An 18,498-nucleotide genomic window follows, 5' to 3' on the forward strand; every position below is an offset into this window, starting at 1 on the left:
GCAGGAACAGCTGAGCATGGCAGCGGGGTTGTCCCGGATGTTTTGGTGGCACCGGCAGGTTGGCGACAACCTGTGGGCGGGCTTCACCAACACCTCCGCGGGCAACCTCGCTTTGCATGTAGGGGACAACCCTGCCGCCGTCCTGCAGCGCAGGGCCGCGCTTGAATCCCAGCTGGGCGTAGCGCCCGGCTCGCTGCGGTTCATGAACCAGGTCCACTCGGCCCGGGTAGTGGATGCCTCGGCCCCGGGTGATGCCGGGGGAGCGGATACTTCCGCACCCACCGCGGACGGACTCATCAGCATCGGGGGCAGCGTTCCGCTGGCGGTCCTGGTGGCAGACTGCATGCCCGTCCTGTTCGCGGGCGCAGGCCCGGCCGGGAACCCCGTGACCGCCGCCGTCCACGCCGGCCGCAAAGGCCTGCTGGACGGCATCCTGCCGGCCGCAGTGGAACAAATGCGCTCGGCCGGCGGTACGGACATCCAAGCCTGGATCGGGCCCTGCGTCTGCGGGACCTGCTACGAAGTCCCGACAGACATGCAGGCCGGAGCCGCGGCCCTGCATCCGGCAGCAGTGTCACGCACCCGCAGCGGTACACCCGCCCTGGACCTTCCGGCAGGCGCCGAAGCGCAGCTGGCTGCGCTGGGCGTCCGCAGTGAACGGATCCCCGGCTGCACCATGGAGAACGAGGACCTGTTCTCGCACCGCCGCAATCCGGCCACCGGACGCCTCGCCGGGATCATCTGGCGCCGCGCCTAACTGCCGGCAGCGGGCTGAGACAATGAAAGAACCATGACATCTATGCATTCATCCCGGGCCGTCGAACTCGCGGACCGGCTGGGCCGGGTCCGCGCCCGGATTGCCGCCGCCGACCGCCCGGCACGCTCCGGTGAGCCCCGCCTGATTGTGGTCACCAAATACTTCCCGGCCTCCGACGTCGAAATCCTCGCCGGACTCGGCGTGCGGGAGGTGGGTGAGAACAAGGACCAAGAGGCGGCGGCCAAAGCCGCACAGCTGCACGGGCTGGGTCTTCACTGGCACTTCATCGGCCAGCTGCAGTCCAATAAGGCCAAGTCAGTGGTGCGGTATGCCTCCTCCGTCCATTCCGTGGACCGCCTGTCGCTCGTGACTGCGCTTGGCAAGGCCATGGCGGCAGAGCAGCAACGCCGGGCGGGGGAGTCGCTGCCGGTCAGGCAGGACCTGCGCTGCTTCCTGCAGGTGGACCTGCGCACGGAGCATGCCCGGGCGGCAGATCCCGGCCGCGGGGGAGCGGCACCGGAGGAACTGGCGCAGCTGGCGGACGCGGTGGCCGGCACCCCGGGACTGGAACTGTCCGGGCTGATGGCCGTGGCTCCGCTGGACGGGGACCCCGCCGAGGCGTTTGCCCGGCTGCGCGGGCTCTCGGAGCGGCTGCAAAAGGACCACCCCGGGGCGCGGGGCATCTCCGCCGGTATGAGTTCGGACCTGGAAGCCGCACTGGCCAACGGGGCGACACACCTGCGAATAGGTTCCGATGTTCTGGGCCCGCGCCCGCCCGTGCGGTAGCGTCGAAGTAAGAACATCACAAAGCCGCCGCCCGGCATGTAGCCCGGGGAAGCGCCGGAACCACGGGCAGCTGCGGCGTTGAAGGATTAGAGGAGCAACCATGGCTGGCGCAATGCGCAGGACAATGATCTACCTTGGGCTCGCCGATGGTGACGAGCACTACGAGTCCGAGCAGCGGAACCTGCGGGAAGCCCCGGTCCGGGACGAAGACTATGCTCCCATTCACGAACCAGAGGAGCTGGACCCCGAACCCGCTCCCGCACCCGTTGTCCGCAATGCAGTCGAGGAGTACCGCGCACCCGTGACACCCATCAAGCGTGCCCCGTCATCCCGCGAGGATGTTTCCGGCCTTCGGCAGATCACCACTGTCCACCCGCGCTCCTACAACGATGCCAAAATCATCGGTGAGAGCTTCCGGGACGGCATCCCGGTCATCATGAACGTCACCGACATGGGCGAAGCAGATGCCAAGCGCCTGGTGGACTTCTCCGCCGGCCTGGTCTTTGGACTGCGCGGCAGCATTGAGCGCGTGACCAACAAGGTCTTCCTCCTGTCGCCTTCACACGTGGAGGTCCTTGGGGACGACAAGAAGATCAGCGAGTCGCAGTCCACCTTCTTCAACCAGAGCTAACGTGCTCCCGTTCCAACGGGACGCGGGGGCTGCCAACCGACTTCCGGAAATGAAACCCTTCGCGTGAATATCATTCTTCCCCTGGTGTATCTGGTGCTGGTGCTCTTCCAGCTCGCCCTGATCCTGAGGATCGTTTACGACGCGGTGCAGATGTTCGCCCGCCAGTGGCGCCCGAAGGGCCCGGCACTCGTGCTGGCTACGGCCATCTACGGTGTCACCGATCCGCCGGTACGGCTTTTCCGCCGCATTATTCCGCCGCTGCGCCTTGGCGGGGTGGCACTGGACCTCGCGTTCCTGGTCCTGTTCATCATCGTGTCAATCCTGACGCAGATTGTCGCCGGCGTGGCCCGCTAGGTCGGGCCCGCTGGGGGCCGGTTAGTTTTCGGCCCCCAAAAGATATACTGTGAAAATTGATACAACCCCAGATTTTTGTATGTCCGAAATTCTCTACGTAGAACCGCCTGCCTGACACGCAGGCGAATCTTATAATCCAGTATGAGGTGACCAGATGGCTCTGACGCCAGAAGATGTTGTCAACAAGCGGTTCCAGCCGACCAAGTTCCGGGAAGGCTATGACCAGGACGAAGTCGACGACTTCCTCGACGAGATCGTGGTGGAGCTGCGCCGGCTGAACGCCGAAAACGAAGATCTCCGCCGCCAGCTGGCAGAAGCGGCAGCCGGTGGCTCCGTATCGGAGAAGACCGTCCCCGCGCCCGTCGCGGCCGCCTCCACCACCGAGCAGGTCCGCGAAGAGCCCAAGCCTGAGCCTAAGGTTGAAGCACCCCGCGTGGAGGAGCGTCCCGCTCCGGTCGAGCCCAAGCAGGAAGCGGCCCCGGCTGCACCTGCAGGCAACACCACCGAAACCGCAGCCGGCATCCTGGCCATGGCCCAGAAGATGCACGATGACTACGTCAGCGCCGGCGTCGAGCAGCGCGACAAGATCATTGCCGAGGCACAGATCGAAGCCAGCGGCCTCGTCACCGATGCCCAGGAGAAGAGCCGCAAGATCCTCAGCACCCTGGAGCAGCAGAAGGCTGTCCTGGAGCGCAAGGTCGAACAGCTCCGCGGCTTCGAGCGTGACTACCGTTCACGCCTGAAGGCATACATCGAAGGCCAGCTGCGTGATCTGGATGCACGCGGCTCGGTTGCTTCGGAGACCGCCGACGCGTAACAGCGTCAGGTCCCGGCCGCGTTCCGCGTTCGGATAAGAATCACTTCAGCGGGGCGGGGGGGGGGGGGGGGGGCCCCCCCCCCCCCCCCCCCGCGGGGGGGGGCCGGCGGGCCGGGCCCCGGCGGGGTGCGGGGTTGGCATAACAACCACTCCAGCGGGCCGGCGGCCGGGTCATCCCGGCCGCCGGCCCGCTGCATTTGTTCCCGGCGCCTGAGCGCGCCGCTCGTTTCCCGCCCCCAGCTCCGCCCAGCAGTACAGAAAGCACCATGACCAACTCTTCACCGGACACCCCGCAGGACACCGGAGCCAGGCGTCCTGCCAAGGCCAAAGCGGCCTTCGCCATGCTCGCCCTGGCGGCCGCCGCCCTCGTTGCGGACCAGCTCACCAAACTGTGGGTAGTGCGTACCATGACCGAGGGACAGGTCACCGATGTCCTGCCGCCGCTGCTGCGGTGGCATTTCATCCGCAATCCCGGAGCTGCGTTTTCGATCGGGACCGAGTTCACCTGGGTGTTCACCATCATCATGGTGCTGGTTTCAGGTTTCCTCGTGTACCTGATGATCCGGGTCCGTTCGCTTGCTTGGGCCACGGCCCTTGGCTTGGTGCTCGGCGGTGCCCTTGGCAACCTGACGGACCGGCTCTTCCGTGCGCCCTCCTTCGGGCAGGGCCACGTGGTGGACTTTATCGCCTTCCCCAATTTCGCCATCTTCAATATCGCCGATTCCTGCGTGGTGTGCGGCGTGATCCTGGTCTGCCTGCTGACCCTCCGCGGCATCAGCCTCGACGGGACACGCACGCTTCCTTCCGCCAAGGAACCCGCTGCGGCCAACGACGGCGAGGAGCAGCGATGAACGAGTTGCACGCCGTGTTCGCGGTCCCGCCCGAAGCTGACGGCAAACGCGCGGACGCCGTCCTGGCCGGCCTGCTGGATGTATCCCGCTCCACTGCCGCAACCTGGTGCACCGACGGGTACTTCAGTTCCGCCGGCAAGGTGCTGGGCAAGTCAGACAAACTGCACGCCGGCCAGGAAATCACCGCCGACGTCCCCGAACAGCGGGACCCGCTGGCCGTCGTCGTCGAGCCGGTGGAGGACCTCAAGATCCTGGGCGATGACGAGCACTTCGTGGTCATCGACAAACCCGTGGGTGTGGCAGCGCATCCCTCTCCCGGCTGGGTCGGTCCCACCGTGGTGGGTGCCCTGGCCGCTGCCGGCTACCGGATCTCCACGTCCGGCGCTCCGGAACGGCAGGGCATTGTGCACCGGCTCGACGTCGGCACCTCCGGCGTGATGGTGGTGGCTAAAACGGAGCACGCCTACACGCTGCTGAAGCAGGCTTTTAAGGAACGGACCGTGGACAAGATGTACCACGCCGTCGTCCAGGGTCTGCCCGATCCGCTGAAGGGCACCATTGACGCCCCGATCGGGCGGCACCCGGGCTATGACTGGCGCTTCGCCGTGGTCGAGGGCGGCAGGCCGTCGGTGACGCATTATGAGGTGCTGGAGGCCTTCGGGAAGGCCTCCCTGGTGGAGGTGCACCTGGAAACCGGGCGCACGCACCAGATCCGCGTCCATTTTTCTGCCCTGCGGCATCCCTGTGCCGGTGACCTCACCTACGGCGCTGACGCCAAGCTTGCCGCCGAGCTGGGGCTTACGCGCCAGTGGCTGCATGCCCGACAGCTGGGCTTCACCCATCCCGGCACCGGTGAGCATGTGGAGTTCGTCAGCGAGTACCCGCAGGACCTTCAGTACGCCGTCGACGCCCTGCGCAGCGGCGAGGTCTAGGCACGGACCCCGGCCCGGCCCGGCAGTGACGCAGGCCCCGGCGCGGCGGCGGCAAAGCGCTCCCGCGCCGGGGCCTAGAATGTACAGGTGGCTTCAGCAACTAGTACGTCCAAATCGTTTGCCCATCTTCACAACCACACTGAATATTCCATGCTGGACGGCGCAGCACGGCTGACCGACCTGTTCAGCCACGCCGAGGAACTGGGCATGAATGCCCTGGCAACCACCGACCACGGCTTTGTGTTCGGCGCCTTCGACTTCTGGAACAAGGCCCGCAGTGCCGGCATCAAGCCGATCGTGGGCGTGGAAGCCTACCTGACACCGGGCACCGCGCGTGCGGACAAAACCCGTGTGAAGTGGGGCGACGGCGGACGCAACGACGTCTCCGGTGCCGGTGCCTACACCCACATGACCATGTGGGCCGAGAACACCGAGGGCATGCACAACCTCTTCCGGATGTCTTCGCTGGCTTCCCTCGAGGGTTACCTCTACAAGCCGCGCATGGACCGGGACCTGCTGCAGACCTACGGCAAGGGCCTGATTGCCACCACAGGCTGCCCCTCCGGTGAAGTACAGACCAAGCTGCGGCTGGGCCTCTACAAGGAAGCCGTGCAGGCGGCGTCGGATTTCCGCGACATCTTCGGCAAGGAGAACTTCTTCTGCGAGCTGATGGACCACGGCCTGGACATTGAGCGCAACGTCCAGGCGGACCTGGTCAAGCTGGCCCGCGAGCTGCAGCTGCCGCTGGTAGCCACCAATGACTTGCACTACACCCACGCCGAAGACGCGTCCGCGCACGCGGCCCTGCTGTGCGTGCAGTCGGGGTCCTCGCTGGCGGACCCCAAGCGGTTCAAGTTCGACGCCGACGAGTTCTACCTGAAGTCCCCGGAGGAAATGCGGGCCATTTTCCGCGACTACCCCGACGCGTGCGACAACACCCTGCTCATTGCCGAGCGGTGCGACGTCGAATTCAACACCAAAGCGTCCTACATGCCCCGCTTCCCCTGCCCGCCCGGGGAAAACGAGGAATCCTGGTTCATCAAGGAAGTGGAGACCGGCCTGCACTACCGGTTCCCGAAGGGTATTCCCGACGACGTCCGCAAGCAGGCCGAGTACGAGATCGGCATCATCACCCAGATGGGCTTCCCGGGCTACTTCCTGGTGGTGGCCGACTTCATCAACTGGGCCAAGAACAACGGCATCCGGGTGGGACCGGGCCGCGGTTCCGGTGCCGGATCCATGGTCGCCTACGCCATGCGCATCACCGACCTGAACCCGCTGAACCACGGGCTGATCTTCGAGCGCTTCCTGAACCCGGACCGCGTCTCCATGCCTGACTTCGACGTCGACTTCGATGATCGGCGCCGCTCCGAGGTGATCCACTATGTCACCGAGAAGTACGGCGCGGACCGCGTGTCCATGATCGTCACCTACGGAACCATCAAGGCCAAGCAGGCACTGAAGGACTCCTCCCGCGTGATGGGATATCCGTTCTCCGTGGGCGAGCGGCTCACCAAGGCCATGCCGCCGGACGTGATGGGCAAGGGCCTGTCCCTGCAGGACGTTCATAACAAAGACGCCAAGCGCTACGGCGAAGCCGACGAACTGCGTGAACTGCTCAAGTCCGATCCGGACTCGCAGCGCGTCTTCGACACCGCTTTGGGCCTCGAAGGGCTGAAGCGCCAGTGGGGCGTGCACGCCGCCGGCGTCATCATGTCCTCGGACCCGCTGATCGACATCATCCCGATCATGAAGCGCGAGCAGGACGGGCAGGTGATCACGCAGTTCGACTACCCGACCTGCGAAGGCCTGGGCCTGATCAAGATGGACTTCCTCGGCCTGCGGAACCTGACGATCATTTCCGACGCGATCGAGAACATCAAGAACAACCAGGGCGTGGACCTGGACCTGGAAAAGCTGGAGCTGGACGACAAGGGTTCCTACGACCTGCTGGCCAGCGGCGACACCCTGGGTGTGTTCCAGCTCGACGGCGGGCCCATGCGGTCCCTGCTCAAGCTGATGCGTCCGGATAACTTCGAAGACATTTCCGCCGTCATCGCCCTGTACCGTCCCGGTCCCATGGGCGCGAACTCGCACACCAACTACGCCTTGCGTAAAACCGGCGTGCAGGAAGTCACCCCCATCCACCCGGAGCTGGAAGAGCCGCTGCGGGAAATCCTGGATACCACCTACGGCCTGATCGTGTATCAGGAGCAGGTGATGTCCATTGCCCAGAAGGTGGCCGGCTTCTCGCTCGGCCAGGCAGATATTCTCCGCCGCGCCATGGGTAAGAAGAAGAAATCCGAGCTGGACAAGCAGTACGCCGGCTTCCACCAGGGCATGGTGGACCGCGGCTACTCGGAGGCAGCCATCAAGGCGCTATGGGACATCCTGCTCCCGTTCTCCGACTACGCCTTCAACAAAGCCCACTCGGCCGCCTACGGCTTGGTGTCCTACTGGACCGCGTACCTCAAGGCGCACTACCCGTCCGAATACATGGCCGCCCTGCTCACCTCCGTGGGCGACGACAAGGACAAGCTGGCCCTGTACCTGAACGAGTGCCGCAAGATGGGCATTACGGTGCTGCCGCCGGACGTGAACGAATCCTCGGTGAACTTCACCCCTGTGGGCACGGACATCCGCTTCGGCATGGGCGCCATCCGCAACGTCGGCGCCAACGTTGTCCAGGCCATGGTGGCCGCCCGCGAGGAAAAGGGCGCGTACACCAACTTCAAGGACTTCCTGATGAAGGTCCCCGCGGTGGTGTGCAACAAGCGAACCATCGAGTCCCTGATCAAGGCCGGCGCGTTCGACTCGATGGGCCATGCCCGGCGTCCGCTGGCCATGATCCACGAAGAGGCCATTGACTCTGTGGTGGTGCTCAAGCGCAACGAGGCCGTGGGCCAGTTCGACCTGTTCGCGGCCATTACGGACCAGGAACCGGAAGACTCGATCAGCATCGATATCCCGGACCTGCCGGAGTGGGAAAAGAAGGACAAGCTGTCCTTTGAACGCGACATGCTGGGGCTTTACGTCTCCGACCATCCGCTGCAGGGCCTGGAGGGCATCCTCAGCCAGCACGCCGACTCCTCAATCACGAACATCGTGGGGGAGGAGGGGCCGCCCGACGGCGCCATTGTCACCATTGCGGGCATGATCACCTCGCTGCAGCGACGGATCGCCAAGAACAGCGGCAACGCCTATGCACGCTGTGAGATCGAGGACCTCGCCGGGTCCATGGAAGTGATGTTCTTCGGCCAGGTCTACGGTCCCATCGCGGCCGTGCTGGCCGAGGACCTGATTGTGGTGGTCCGGGGCCGGCTGCAGCGCCGCGACGACGGCGCGGTGACCCTGAACGCGCAGGAGCTCACCGTTCCCGACCTCAGCGAGGGCCACTCCGGGCCGGTGGTCATTTCGATGGCCACCTACAAGGCCACGGAAACGGTGGTCTCCCAGCTGGGTGACGTGCTGCGCACCCACCCGGGCACGTCCGAGGTGCAGATCCGGCTGAACGGCTCCCGCACCGTGGAAGTCATGAAGCTTGGCGTGGACATGCGGGTGAACCCTACGCCGTCGTTGTTCGGCGACCTGAAGGTGCTGCTGGGTCCGGCCTGCCTGGACGCCTAGGCGTTTAGGCAGGCCGGCCGGGCCGGCGCCCTAGCTGGCGCTGGACACGGGCATCAGGACGTCCTCCGTGGTCCAGCGGTTCACCACGTTATCCATTCCGGCGGCCCTGAACGCCAGGACTGCTGCTCCAATCCGGCTGCCGGAGGTCCCGAGCATGGAGAGACGGAGATCGGGGGCATCCCGCCATGCGAGTGAGCCGGACAACTCCCGGAGCAGCGGGTCCAGTAAGGCTGACCCGGCGCGGGACACGCCGCCGGTCAGGACGATGACGGCAGGATCGGTCAGCAGGGTCAGCGTCTTGAGTCCCAGCGCAAGGGCCGTGATGCCCTCGCGCCACACGCGGTCGGCCAGTGGATCGATACCCAGCCGGGCAACAATGCCCGACACGTCCAACCCTGCCTCGCCCCCGGAGGCGGCGAAACGCCGGGCCACCCCTGCGCCGGAGAAGTAGGCCTCCAAGCAGCCGAACTGGCCGCAGGTACAGCGTTCCCCGTCCGGTAGGACCGGGATATGGCCCAACTCACCGGCTGTGGCAGACGCGCCGGAAATACGATGGCCCCCGCTTTGGATTGACGCGGCAACACCTGTTCCCACAGCAACCAGCACGGAGTCGCCGGAACCGTGTGAAGCTCCGAAAAGGTCTTCGGCCAGGCCACTGGTTCGGACGTCATGGTCTATGTGGACGGGGACACCGAGCCTCTCCGTGAGGAGGCGCTTCAGCGGAACGTTGGACCAGCCGAGGGAAGAGGCATACCGGATGATTCCCTCTTGGGAGTCCACCATTCCCGGCGTGACGACGCCTGCCCCTGCGACAACGCAGCCGTCATCCTCCGCATAGTCGCGGAGGTCCTCCGCGAGGGCCAGTATCCGCTCGATGGATTCGTCGCCCGTAACACCTGCCGGGACGGTACGGGAGAGCAGGGTCCGGCCGGATGCCGCCACCAGCGCTCCCTTGATGTTGGTGCCGCCTACATCCACGGCGAGAACCACTGCGTCGTGACGGGGAGCAGAGGGTGAGCCGTCTGCTGCTGCGGACTCCAGCGCCGCGAAGAGGCTGCGGACCATGTCCGGGTCTGTCTGCAGCGTTCCGTCCATGCGCGGCGACGGAGTCTGGGCCCGCAGGTGGATTTCGCCTGCACCGGTCGCTGCGACAATTTCCCTCACGTTGGCAGGGCGGACCGATCCACCCACCAGGACCGACGGCGCGGACGGAGCGGCCTTGGAGAGGCGGACCAGCTCAGCCAGCACTCCGATGCCCTCGGCTGCCGGGTGCGGGCCGCCCGAGGTGAGGACACGCTGGACACCCAACTGCGTGAGCTCCTGGTACGCCTTAAAGGGATCCCGTGCCAGATCGAAGGCTTTGTGGAAAGTCACGGGGAGGGTGCCTGCAGCCGCCATTAGCCGGCGCATGGCGGTTACATCCACCTCGCCGTCGCTGGTGAGCACACCCGTCACGACTCCTACCGGGGTGCCGGCCCCGGACGCCGCGGCTTCGATTGCTTCCAGATCCCGGCACATTGTCTCGAGTTCAGCTTCGCTGTAGACAAAATCGCCGCCGCGCGGCCGTACTATGACTTGGACGCCTACCCGGTTCACCGCCCGCAGCACGGCCAGAACCGCACCCATACTCGGCGTGGTGCCGCCTTCGCCCAGGTTTGCGCACAACTCGATCCGGTCCGCACCTGAACGGTCCGCCACCAGGGCCCCGTCGACGTCATCGACGCAGAGTTCCACGGCTATGCGCCGCACTGCAGGCGTACACCCGTTTGCTGACCTCACCACCGGGGCACCGGGTTTTCGGCCCAGGCAGCAACGTCCGAACCAATCGATATCCGGCCAACCCGTTCCGAGCCGCCGTTGATCGGCAGGTCCATCAGTGCTCCGGCACCGGAAGTGTCGACTCCGAGGGCCTCCAGGACCTTAAGGGCTATCAGGGTGGTTGCCCGCGGGTTGCCGTCGACAATCTTCATGGCTACTGCCTGGCCGGTCGACGCGGACATGCCGATAACCCCTTCCGCCCCGCCCTTGGCAAGGACGCCGGGTACGAGGGTCATGGCGCTGCTGTTTGCATGCCCTGTTCCGCCGACGTGGAAAGGGTTGGCACGCATGGCATCGGCTACCAGGCGCTCCGGAGTCCCGGGGGACGCGGTGACGAGGGCGCGGAATGCCTGCGCAAGCCCAAGGACCGTGGTGCTAAACAGCGGCGCTCCGCATCCGTCGACGGCCGCGTGCTCAACCGGAACGCCGGTAGCGCGTTCCACGGTGTCCCGGACCATGAGCTGCAAAGGATGGGCCGGGTCCAGGTAGCCTGCGGTGTCCCAGCCGTTGGCGGTGCAGGCCAGCAGCATGGCGGCGTGCTTACCCGAGCAGTTCATGTGGACCCGGGAGCGCGTCTTGCCGGCTCTTATCAGGCGCTCACGGCTTGCTTCGTCCTCGGGCCAATCGGCCGGACAGGCAAGGGCGGAATCATCCAATCCCGCCCGCTCCAGGATGCTGCGCACCGCCTCTACGTGGGCGTCCTCCCCGGTATGGCTTCCGGCGGCGATCGCCAGTTCCGGGCCGGACAGGTCGGCGCCGGCGCGCAGGCAGGCAAGAGCCTGCAGCGGCTTGGTGGTCGAACGCGGCAGCACCTGCCCTGAGCTGGCACCGAGGCTGGCGGCGACGTTTCCATTTGCGTCAAGTGCCGCCAGCCAACCGTAATGGCGGCTTTCAGTGACACCGGACCTTATGACGACGGCGAGTTCGGCAAGATGCTCGGCAGCGTTGGATATGCGGGCGCTGGCCGTGCCAGGCGCGGCGGGGGATACCACGGGGGTGCTCCTTTACTGGGGGCGGGGGAGGTCGGAAAAGGGTGCGCCGGCCACAGGTACCGGTCCTGCAGCGGCCCGGCGCGGGCTTCGTTTGGGAGGGCGTGTCCGCAGGCGGGCGGCGAGGGCGGAAAGGATGCCGTTGAAGACGAGATAAACCAGGGTCACCACGAGGAATGTCTGGATGAGCAGACCGTTGAAGGCGGAGAGCACCTGGCCGCGGTACAACAGCTCCGTGAAGGCCACTATGTATCCGAGCGAGGTGTCCTTGATGAGGCTTACCAACTGCGTCACGAGGGACGGCGTGGCAAAACGCAGCGCCTGCGGCAGGACAACAAGACGGCTTGCCTGCCCCTCCGACATGCCGAGGCTGAGTGCAGCCTCCCGCTGGCCGCGGGGGAGGCCGAGGATCCCGGCACGGATAATCTCCGCAAAGGCAGCCGAGTTGGCGACGGTGAGCGGGATGACCAGCTTCCAGATCAGGGGGAAGTTGAGGCCCAGCTGCGGAAGGCCGAACAGCATCAGGTAGATGAGCAACAGCACGGGTATTGTCCGGGCGGTTTCGATGTAGCCTGCGCAGATCCATCGCACGGGTGCGAAGCGGCTCAGGCGGCCGAGGGCAAGGAGGAGTCCCAGCGTCCCGCCCAGGACGGCAACGAGGGCTCCGGCCTGCAGAGTTCCCCACAGTCCAACGAACAGGTACTGCCAGATGGGCCAGGAGAGGAACGGCGTCCACTTGTCCGGGTGGAGCTGGCCTTTGGAACCGAACTGGATCAGCCCGCTGATAATCACGCCCAGAAGCGCGAAGATTGTGATCACGGACCATATACGTATGTTCCGCCTGGCCTTCGGGCCCGGCTCGTCATAGAGGGACAGGGTCGCCTGCGCCTGCACGCGGGTACGGGCAGCGGACTTGGCAGGTACGGCGGTAGTCATCGGAGAACAGCCACCTTTCGCTCGATACGGCCGGCGCTGAGTCCGATGCAGAGGGCAAGAAGCATGTAGGTCAACCCCGCGGCGGAAAAGATCAGGATGGGCTGTGCCTCAACTAGGTTCAGTTTGTTGGCTGCGGACGTCAGTTCCACCACACCTACGGCAGCGGCCAGCGCTGTGTTCATGGTCAAAGCGATCATCACGTTGCCGATGGGTTGCACGGCCGCCCGCAGTGCCTGCGGCAGGACGACGAGGCCAAGTGTTTGCCGGAGGGTGAAACCCAGGGCGCGGCTGGCCTCTATCTGTCCGTGGCCCACGGTGTTGACTCCGCTTCTGATGGCTTCGGAAACGTATGCAGCTTCATAGGCCGTGAGGACAAGGACGGCCGTTGGGGTGAGCGGCAGGATGAAACCGGCGTCCGGCAGCGCGAAGACGGCAAGGATCAGGAGGGCAAGCAGGGGAACATTGACGAAGAACTGCACGTAGGCAAAGGCAGCAGCCCGCAGGGGCGGAATGGGGCTGATCCGGGCGGCGGCCACGAGTGTGCCGAGGATCAGTGCTCCCGCCCCGGCGATGATTGCCATAACAACCGTTGTTCCAAGGGCATGGAGGAAGGCGTCGGCACTGTCGGCAAAGATGTCCATCTATTTCCTTTGAGTATGCGGCGGGCGAATGCCCGGTACGGCGCCCGGCGGCGCTGCCGCGGCGCCCGGTGTGCAGTGACACCGGGCGCCGGGCAGGCGGACTAACTGCCGGGAACGGAACCGATTTCGGGGGCGCTGGGTGCCTCTGCCTCCACGGCTTCGCCGAGCGTGGCATCCCACACCTTGCCCCAGGTGCCGTCGGCCTGGATCTTCTGGAGCCATTCGTTGATGAAGGCCTTGAATTCCTCATCGTCGTGCTTCAGGCCGATGCCGTAGGACTCCGTAGTGAAGGGCTGGCCCACCACCTTAATGGAGGTGTCATCTGCACTGTGTGAGGCCAGGAGCGTGAAGTCCTGCACATAGGCATCCCCGCGGCCCTGCTTGAGTGCCTGCAGTGCCTGCGGATCCGTGCCGAAGGACACCAGGGTGGCCGTCGGCTGCTTTTCGGGTACGGCAGTCACTGCAGGTGTGTTTGCGCCGACAATAACGGTTTTTCCGCCGAGGTCATCGATGCCGTTGATGTCCTGGTTGTCGCCTTTCACGGCAACGGCCAACCCTGATTCCAGATACGGTCCTGCGAAGGAGATCTGCTCGGCACGCTCCTCGGTGATCGTGTAGGTATTGAACACTACGTCGACCGTTCCGTTTTGGAGCAGGGCTTCACGCGTCTCGGACGCCGGCGGGACGATCTTGATATTCGGTTCGCCCAGGATGTAGATAGCCAGCAGTTTCGCGAGATCGGCATCAAATCCTTCGATGCTTTCGGGGTTTGCGGGGTCCTGCTGAGACAGCAGCGGTGCGTCGAGCGCGGCCCCGACGATCAGCGTTCCGCGTTCCTTGATCCGGGCCATGGTGGACTCGGGCAGTATGGCTGCGGCGTCGGCCACGACCGCGTTTGCGTAAACCTCCTCAAGGTTGGAGGGCTGGGTCGAACTGCCGGCTTCGGCTCCGGGGACGGCGGTATCGCCGCCGCCGCAAGCCGAAACGCTCAGCAGTGCAGTCAGTGCAAGTACGGCAGGTAGGAGCCGCCGGAAGGGGGATGTGCTGCGCAAGGTGTGGCCTTTCTTCTGATGTGGACGGCAGACGCCGCTGATAGTTGGTCAGTGAGTAAGGATTCTGGAGAGGAATGCCCGCGCCCGTTCAGAATCCGGACGGGCGAAAAACCGTTCCGGTGAGCCGTGCTCGATGATGCGGCCCTCGTCCATAAAAACAACACGGTCGGCGGCCCGCCGGGCGAAACCCATTTCGTGGGTGACTACCACCATGGTCATTCCTTCTTGGGCGAGGGAGACCATAACGTCCAGCACCTCAGTCACCATTTCGGGGTCCAGGGCCGAGGTTGGTTCGTCGAAAAGCAAAACCTTGGGGCGCATTGCCAGCGCGCGGGCAATAGCTGCGCGCTGTTGCTGTCCGCCCGAAAGCTGGGCCGGATAACTGTCGGCCTTGTCGGCGATGCCAACACGTTCAAGCAGTGCCATTCCATCTGCCCGGGCCGTCTTCTGGGCTACGCGCCGCACTTTGACAGGTGCGAGCGTGACGTTCTCGAGGATGGTGCGGTGCGCGAAGAGATTGAAGGACTGGAAAACCATGCCAACGTCACAGCGAAGCGTCGCAAGCGCCCTGCCCTCTGCCGGCAGGTCCTTGCCGTCCACGAGGATCTGCCCGCTGGTTACCGTCTCCAGCCGGTTGATGCACCGGCAGAGGGTGGACTTGCCGGATCCTGACGGGCCAACCACCACTACCACCTCACCGGTGGCCACGCTCAGGTTTATGTCCTTCAAGACGTGGTGCTCACCGAAGTGTTTCTGCACATCCCTCAGTACCACCATGGCACCCGGCTTATCCGGAGCAACGGGTCCGCGGAGGCCGGAGGAATCATTAACCAGTGCCATCGAGCTGCCTTTTCCTGAACCCGGACCTGCAGCTTTAGCCGGCCGCGGCGCCGTGTTCTGTCGTTGGTGTGACTCACCACACACTATCCGAGGTTTTCCAGAAATAAACCTAAGCGGTAAAAGTTTCACAGATATTTCGATTAACTCTCTATAAACTTGGACTAAGTTAAGAGGGAGCTATCGAACAGATTGGGAAAACATGGCTGAACGATTGAGCGGAAATGCTGCTGGCCCCTCCCGCACTGTGGACCTGATCGGACTTATCCGAACGGGCCGCGCGGGATCCCGCGCGGAACTGGCAAAAGCCACGGGACTCTCTCCCTCCACGGTGGCAACGCGGATCGACGCTTTGATCGCGCGGGGGCACGTTGCAGAGGTTGGCGAGGGGGAATCACGCGGCGGACGCCGCCCGCGGCGCCTGGAAATCAGGGCGGATGCCGGGCTGGTGGGTTGTATTGACCTTGGCGTTGACCGCACCTCGTTCGGGGTGGCCGATTTCGCCGGTAACCTCCTCGCTGAACACCATGCGGCCCTCGATCTTGCAGCTGGTCCGGAGATTATCCTGACTTCCGCAACGGCCCGGCTCAAAGACATGGTCGAGCAGGCCGAGGCAACGGGATCCGGCCGGCTAAGGGGTGTTTCGGTGGGAGTGCCCGGACCGGTGTCGAGCGCTGATTCCCGCATTGTTGCCCCGTCCCGCATGCCCGGCTGGAACGGGACGAACGCAGCGGAGATTATTCAGCGGGAGCTGGGGGTGCCCGTCATCGTTAATAACGACGCCAATCTCATGGCTGCCGGGGAACTGCTCAACGGCACCGACCCGGTCACCTATCCGCACCAGATTTTCGTCAAAGCCGGCACCGGTATCGGCTGCGGGATCATTGCCGGCGGTGAACTGTACAAGGGCAGTAACGGGTGGGCAGGGGACATCAGCCATGCGGCGGTGCAGGGTGCTCCTGCGGTGCCTTGCTCCTGCGGCCGGACGGGATGCCTGGACGTGCTCGCTTCCGGCACCGCGCTTGTCCGCGAGATGCAGCTGCAGGGCCATGATGTACAGACGGTGGAGGCGATGATCGACCTCGCCCGCGACGCCCATCCCGCTGCAACCGGACTGCTGCGCGGCGCCGGAGTGATGACCGGCGGTGTCCTCGCAACCAGCATTAATTTCTTTAATCCGAACCGGCTGGTCCTTGGCGGCGTCTTGGCGGGTTCAGCGGTTTTCGTTGCCGCGGTGCGCTCGACCCTCTACTCGGATTGTCCGCCCATGGCCACTGCGGAACTTGTTGTGGAGGTCGCCCGGCATCCCCAAACCGGTGGCCTGCGCGGCGCCGCCCGCGTGATGCTTGATGACATCTTCTCCGGGGAGGAGTTCCGGGCCTGACGCCCGGCGACGCACAGCGGAACTGGTAGGGGCCCCGGAGGCTTGGCTGGGTAGAATGAAATGCGTGAATCCAACCAGTCCCGAAGCAGCCTTTGACTCCTTCCGCACCATCGACCTGCGCGGTCGGCACCTGCGCCCCGCGGAGCTCAAGGGTGCCATGCCGCGTGCCGAAACGACGTTCGACGCCGCGTCCGACGCCGTCTCAGCCATCATCACCGACGTCCGTACCCGCGGATTCGCCGCGCTGACGGAACTGGCAGAGCGTTTCGACGGCGTTCAGCAGCACACGGTGCGGGTGCCCGAAACCGCGCTGGACTCAGCGCTGGAGCAGCTGGACCCGGCGGTCCGTACGGCACTGGAAACGGCCATTGAGCGGACCCGGATTTTCGCTGCCGCCCAGCGTCCCGCCGACGCCGAAGTGGAAATCCGCCCCGGTGCCCTCCTGGCCCACAAATGGGTGCCGGTCTCCCGGGTGGGACTGTATGTTCCGGGCGGGCTTGCGGTGTATCCCTCCTCGGTAATCATGAACGTTGTGCCGGCGCAGGCCGCAGGAGTTTCCTCCCTGGCACTGGCCTCGCCGCCGCAGAAGGAATTCGGCGGGCTGCCGCACCCCACCATCCTCGCTGCGGCCAAGCTGCTGGACATCACCGAGGTCTATGCCGTGGGCGGCGCCCAGGCCATTGCCGCCTTCGCCTACGGGGTGCGGGAGGATGAAAATAATGCCGCCATCCTGCCGGTGGATGTGGTCACCGGCCCGGGCAACGTCTTTGTGGCCACCGCCAAGCGGCTGGTCAAGGGCGTAGTGGGAATCGACTCCGAAGCGGGACCCACGGAAATCATGGTTCTCGCCGACGAAACCGCTGACCCGCGGCTCGTGGCCGCCGACCTGATCAGCCAGGCCGAACACGATCCCAATGCCGGGTCGGTCCTCGTCACGGCGTCCGAATCCCTCGCTGAAAAGGTCCGGGCTGAACTGGACGCCCAGGTCCGGGCCACCAAGCACAGCGACCGTGTGCGCACGGCCCTGTCCGGCCCCCAGTCCGGCGTTATCCTCGTGGACGGGCTGGAGCAGGGCATTGCGGTATGTGACGCCTACGCTGCCGAACACCTGGAAATCCAGACGGCCGATGCCGAAGCCGTGGCCGGCCGAATCCGCAGTGCCGGTGCCATCTTCGTGGGCAACTACAGTCCCGTGAGCCTGGGTGACTACTGCGCCGGGTCCAATCACGTGCTGCCCACCGGCGGCACCGCAGCCTTTTCCTCGGGGCTGAACGTCACCACCTTTATGCGCGCCATCCAGATGATCAACTACAACCGTGAGGCGCTGCAGGAAGTCAGCGGTGACATTGTTGCCCTTTCCATCGCCGAGGATCTGCCGGCGCACGGGGACGCGGTCACGGTCCGTTTCGAATAACCGCTAACCCTTCGGGATACCCGCAACATGTAGTAGGAGCACCTACTACATGTTGTGGTCCTCCACTTGGTGCTCAGGCAAAGTGCGCCCTATAGTGGGAGCACCATAAGGCGCCTTCCCGAAAGGACGGGACATGTACTGTCCGTTTTGCCGCAACGCCGACTCCCGCGTCGTGGACAGCCGCCTGGCCGACGACGGGTCGGCCATCCGCCGCCGGCGGCAGTGCCCGCAGTGCGGCCGCCGTTTCTCCACGGTGGAAACCACCAGCCTCAGCGTGATCAAGCGTTCCGGCGTAGCCGAACCCTTCAGCCGCAGCAAGGTCATCAACGGCGTGCGCAAAGCCTGCCAGGGCCGTCCGGTCAGCGAGGATGACCTGGCCATGCTGGCCCAGGAAGTGGAGGAATCCATCCGGGCCAGCGGTGTGGCTGAAATCGACGCGAACGGCGTGGGGCTGGCCATCCTCACCCCGCTGCAGAAACTGGACCAGGTGGCGTACCTGCGCTTTGCCAGCGTCTACCAGTCCTTCGACTCGCTGGAAGACTTCGAGACGGCCATTGAAAAACTACGGGCCGAAGCGCAGCAAAACCGCGGGCGGGTCCCGTCCGGCGCGCAGCGCCCGCTGGGCGCCCAGTAGGTCCCGGGCCGGATCCGGCCAGGGGACCCAATAGCTTT

Annotated in this window: 17 protein-coding genes; 11 read left to right on the forward strand and 6 right to left on the reverse strand. The window is 65.1% G+C overall.

What is annotated here, in order from left to right; genetic code table 11:
* Positions 1-16 precede the first annotated feature (16 nt).
* The 8 genes from QNN98_RS06880 (at position 17) to dnaE (ending at position 8,755) form a co-directional block, all read left to right on the forward strand.
* Positions 17-757, forward strand: a complete 741-nt coding sequence (locus QNN98_RS06880) for a purine nucleoside phosphorylase YfiH/LACC1 family protein (protein WP_283996621.1) — start codon at positions 17-19, stop codon at positions 755-757.
* A gap of 33 nt (positions 758-790) precedes the next feature.
* Entirely contained in the window at positions 791-1,543 is a 753-nt protein-coding gene (locus QNN98_RS06885) for a YggS family pyridoxal phosphate-dependent enzyme (protein WP_227910849.1), read from the forward strand.
* Between the two features lie 100 nt (positions 1,544-1,643).
* A complete protein-coding gene (locus QNN98_RS06890; protein ID WP_227910850.1) occupies positions 1,644-2,174 on the forward strand; it encodes a cell division protein SepF in 531 nt (176 codons plus the stop codon).
* A 63-nt stretch (positions 2,175-2,237) separates the two neighbouring features.
* The gene (locus QNN98_RS06895) at positions 2,238-2,528 is read left to right on the forward strand and encodes a YggT family protein (protein ID WP_227910851.1); all 291 of its coding nucleotides are present in this window, start codon (positions 2,238-2,240) and stop codon (positions 2,526-2,528) included.
* A 154-nt stretch (positions 2,529-2,682) separates the two neighbouring features.
* Complete coding sequence (locus tag QNN98_RS06900) at positions 2,683-3,345, forward strand: DivIVA domain-containing protein (protein WP_227910852.1); 663 nt, start codon at positions 2,683-2,685, stop codon at positions 3,343-3,345.
* Between the two features lie 266 nt (positions 3,346-3,611).
* Entirely contained in the window at positions 3,612-4,196 is a 585-nt protein-coding gene (gene lspA, locus QNN98_RS06905; RefSeq protein WP_227926579.1) for a signal peptidase II, read from the forward strand.
* Entirely contained in the window at positions 4,193-5,128 is a 936-nt protein-coding gene (locus tag QNN98_RS06910) for an RluA family pseudouridine synthase (protein WP_227910862.1), read from the forward strand. The genes lspA and QNN98_RS06910 overlap by 4 nt, the downstream gene beginning before the upstream one ends.
* Positions 5,129-5,215: 87 nt before the next feature.
* Positions 5,216-8,755: a DNA polymerase III subunit alpha gene (dnaE, locus tag QNN98_RS06915; RefSeq protein ID WP_227910863.1), complete on the forward strand. Its 3,540-nt coding sequence runs from the start codon at positions 5,216-5,218 to the stop codon at positions 8,753-8,755.
* 30 nt (positions 8,756-8,785) lie between these two features.
* Here dnaE and QNN98_RS06920 read toward each other — a convergent pair whose 3' ends face one another.
* The 6 genes from QNN98_RS06920 to QNN98_RS06945 all read right to left on the reverse strand — a co-directional run bounded on the left by QNN98_RS06920 (position 8,786) and on the right by QNN98_RS06945 (position 14,968).
* A complete protein-coding gene (locus QNN98_RS06920; RefSeq protein ID WP_283996622.1) occupies positions 8,786-10,489 on the reverse strand; it encodes a copper homeostasis protein CutC in 1,704 nt (567 codons plus the stop codon).
* Positions 10,490-10,530: 41 nt separating this feature from the next.
* On the reverse strand, positions 10,531-11,565 hold the full coding sequence (locus QNN98_RS06925) for an asparaginase (protein ID WP_283996623.1): 1,035 nt from the start codon (positions 11,563-11,565) through the stop codon (positions 10,531-10,533).
* Positions 11,566-11,577: 12 nt separating this feature from the next.
* Positions 11,578-12,498 carry an amino acid ABC transporter permease gene (locus QNN98_RS06930; RefSeq protein ID WP_283996624.1) on the reverse strand — a complete coding sequence of 307 codons (921 nt, stop codon included), beginning with the start codon at positions 12,496-12,498 and terminating at the stop codon, positions 11,578-11,580.
* Positions 12,495-13,139 carry an amino acid ABC transporter permease gene (locus QNN98_RS06935; protein ID WP_227910867.1) on the reverse strand — a complete coding sequence of 215 codons (645 nt, stop codon included), beginning with the start codon at positions 13,137-13,139 and terminating at the stop codon, positions 12,495-12,497. The genes QNN98_RS06930 and QNN98_RS06935 overlap by 4 nt, the downstream gene beginning before the upstream one ends.
* A gap of 101 nt (positions 13,140-13,240) precedes the next feature.
* Complete coding sequence (locus tag QNN98_RS06940; protein ID WP_283996625.1) at positions 13,241-14,191, reverse strand: glutamate ABC transporter substrate-binding protein; 951 nt, start codon at positions 14,189-14,191, stop codon at positions 13,241-13,243.
* A gap of 48 nt (positions 14,192-14,239) precedes the next feature.
* Positions 14,240-14,968: an amino acid ABC transporter ATP-binding protein gene (locus QNN98_RS06945; protein ID WP_283996818.1), complete on the reverse strand. Its 729-nt coding sequence runs from the start codon at positions 14,966-14,968 to the stop codon at positions 14,240-14,242.
* A 262-nt stretch (positions 14,969-15,230) separates the two neighbouring features.
* On the opposite strand from QNN98_RS06945, the gene QNN98_RS06950 reads away from it, so the two are divergent.
* The 3 genes from QNN98_RS06950 to nrdR all read left to right on the forward strand — a co-directional run bounded on the left by QNN98_RS06950 (position 15,231) and on the right by nrdR (position 18,460).
* Positions 15,231-16,412, forward strand: a complete 1,182-nt coding sequence (locus tag QNN98_RS06950) for an ROK family transcriptional regulator (RefSeq protein WP_283996626.1) — start codon at positions 15,231-15,233, stop codon at positions 16,410-16,412.
* 55 nt (positions 16,413-16,467) lie between these two features.
* Positions 16,468-17,826 (forward strand): histidinol dehydrogenase, encoded by a 1,359-nt coding sequence (gene hisD, locus QNN98_RS06955; protein ID WP_502864629.1) that lies wholly within the window; start codon positions 16,468-16,470, stop codon positions 17,824-17,826.
* Between the two features lie 133 nt (positions 17,827-17,959).
* A complete protein-coding gene (nrdR, locus tag QNN98_RS06960) occupies positions 17,960-18,460 on the forward strand; it encodes a transcriptional regulator NrdR (protein WP_227910871.1) in 501 nt (166 codons plus the stop codon).
* The last annotated feature ends 38 nt before the right edge of the window (positions 18,461-18,498 follow it).

It is taken from the genome of Arthrobacter sp. zg-Y1143, assembly GCF_030125565.1.
Lineage (GTDB): Bacteria > Actinomycetota > Actinomycetes > Actinomycetales > Micrococcaceae > Arthrobacter_B.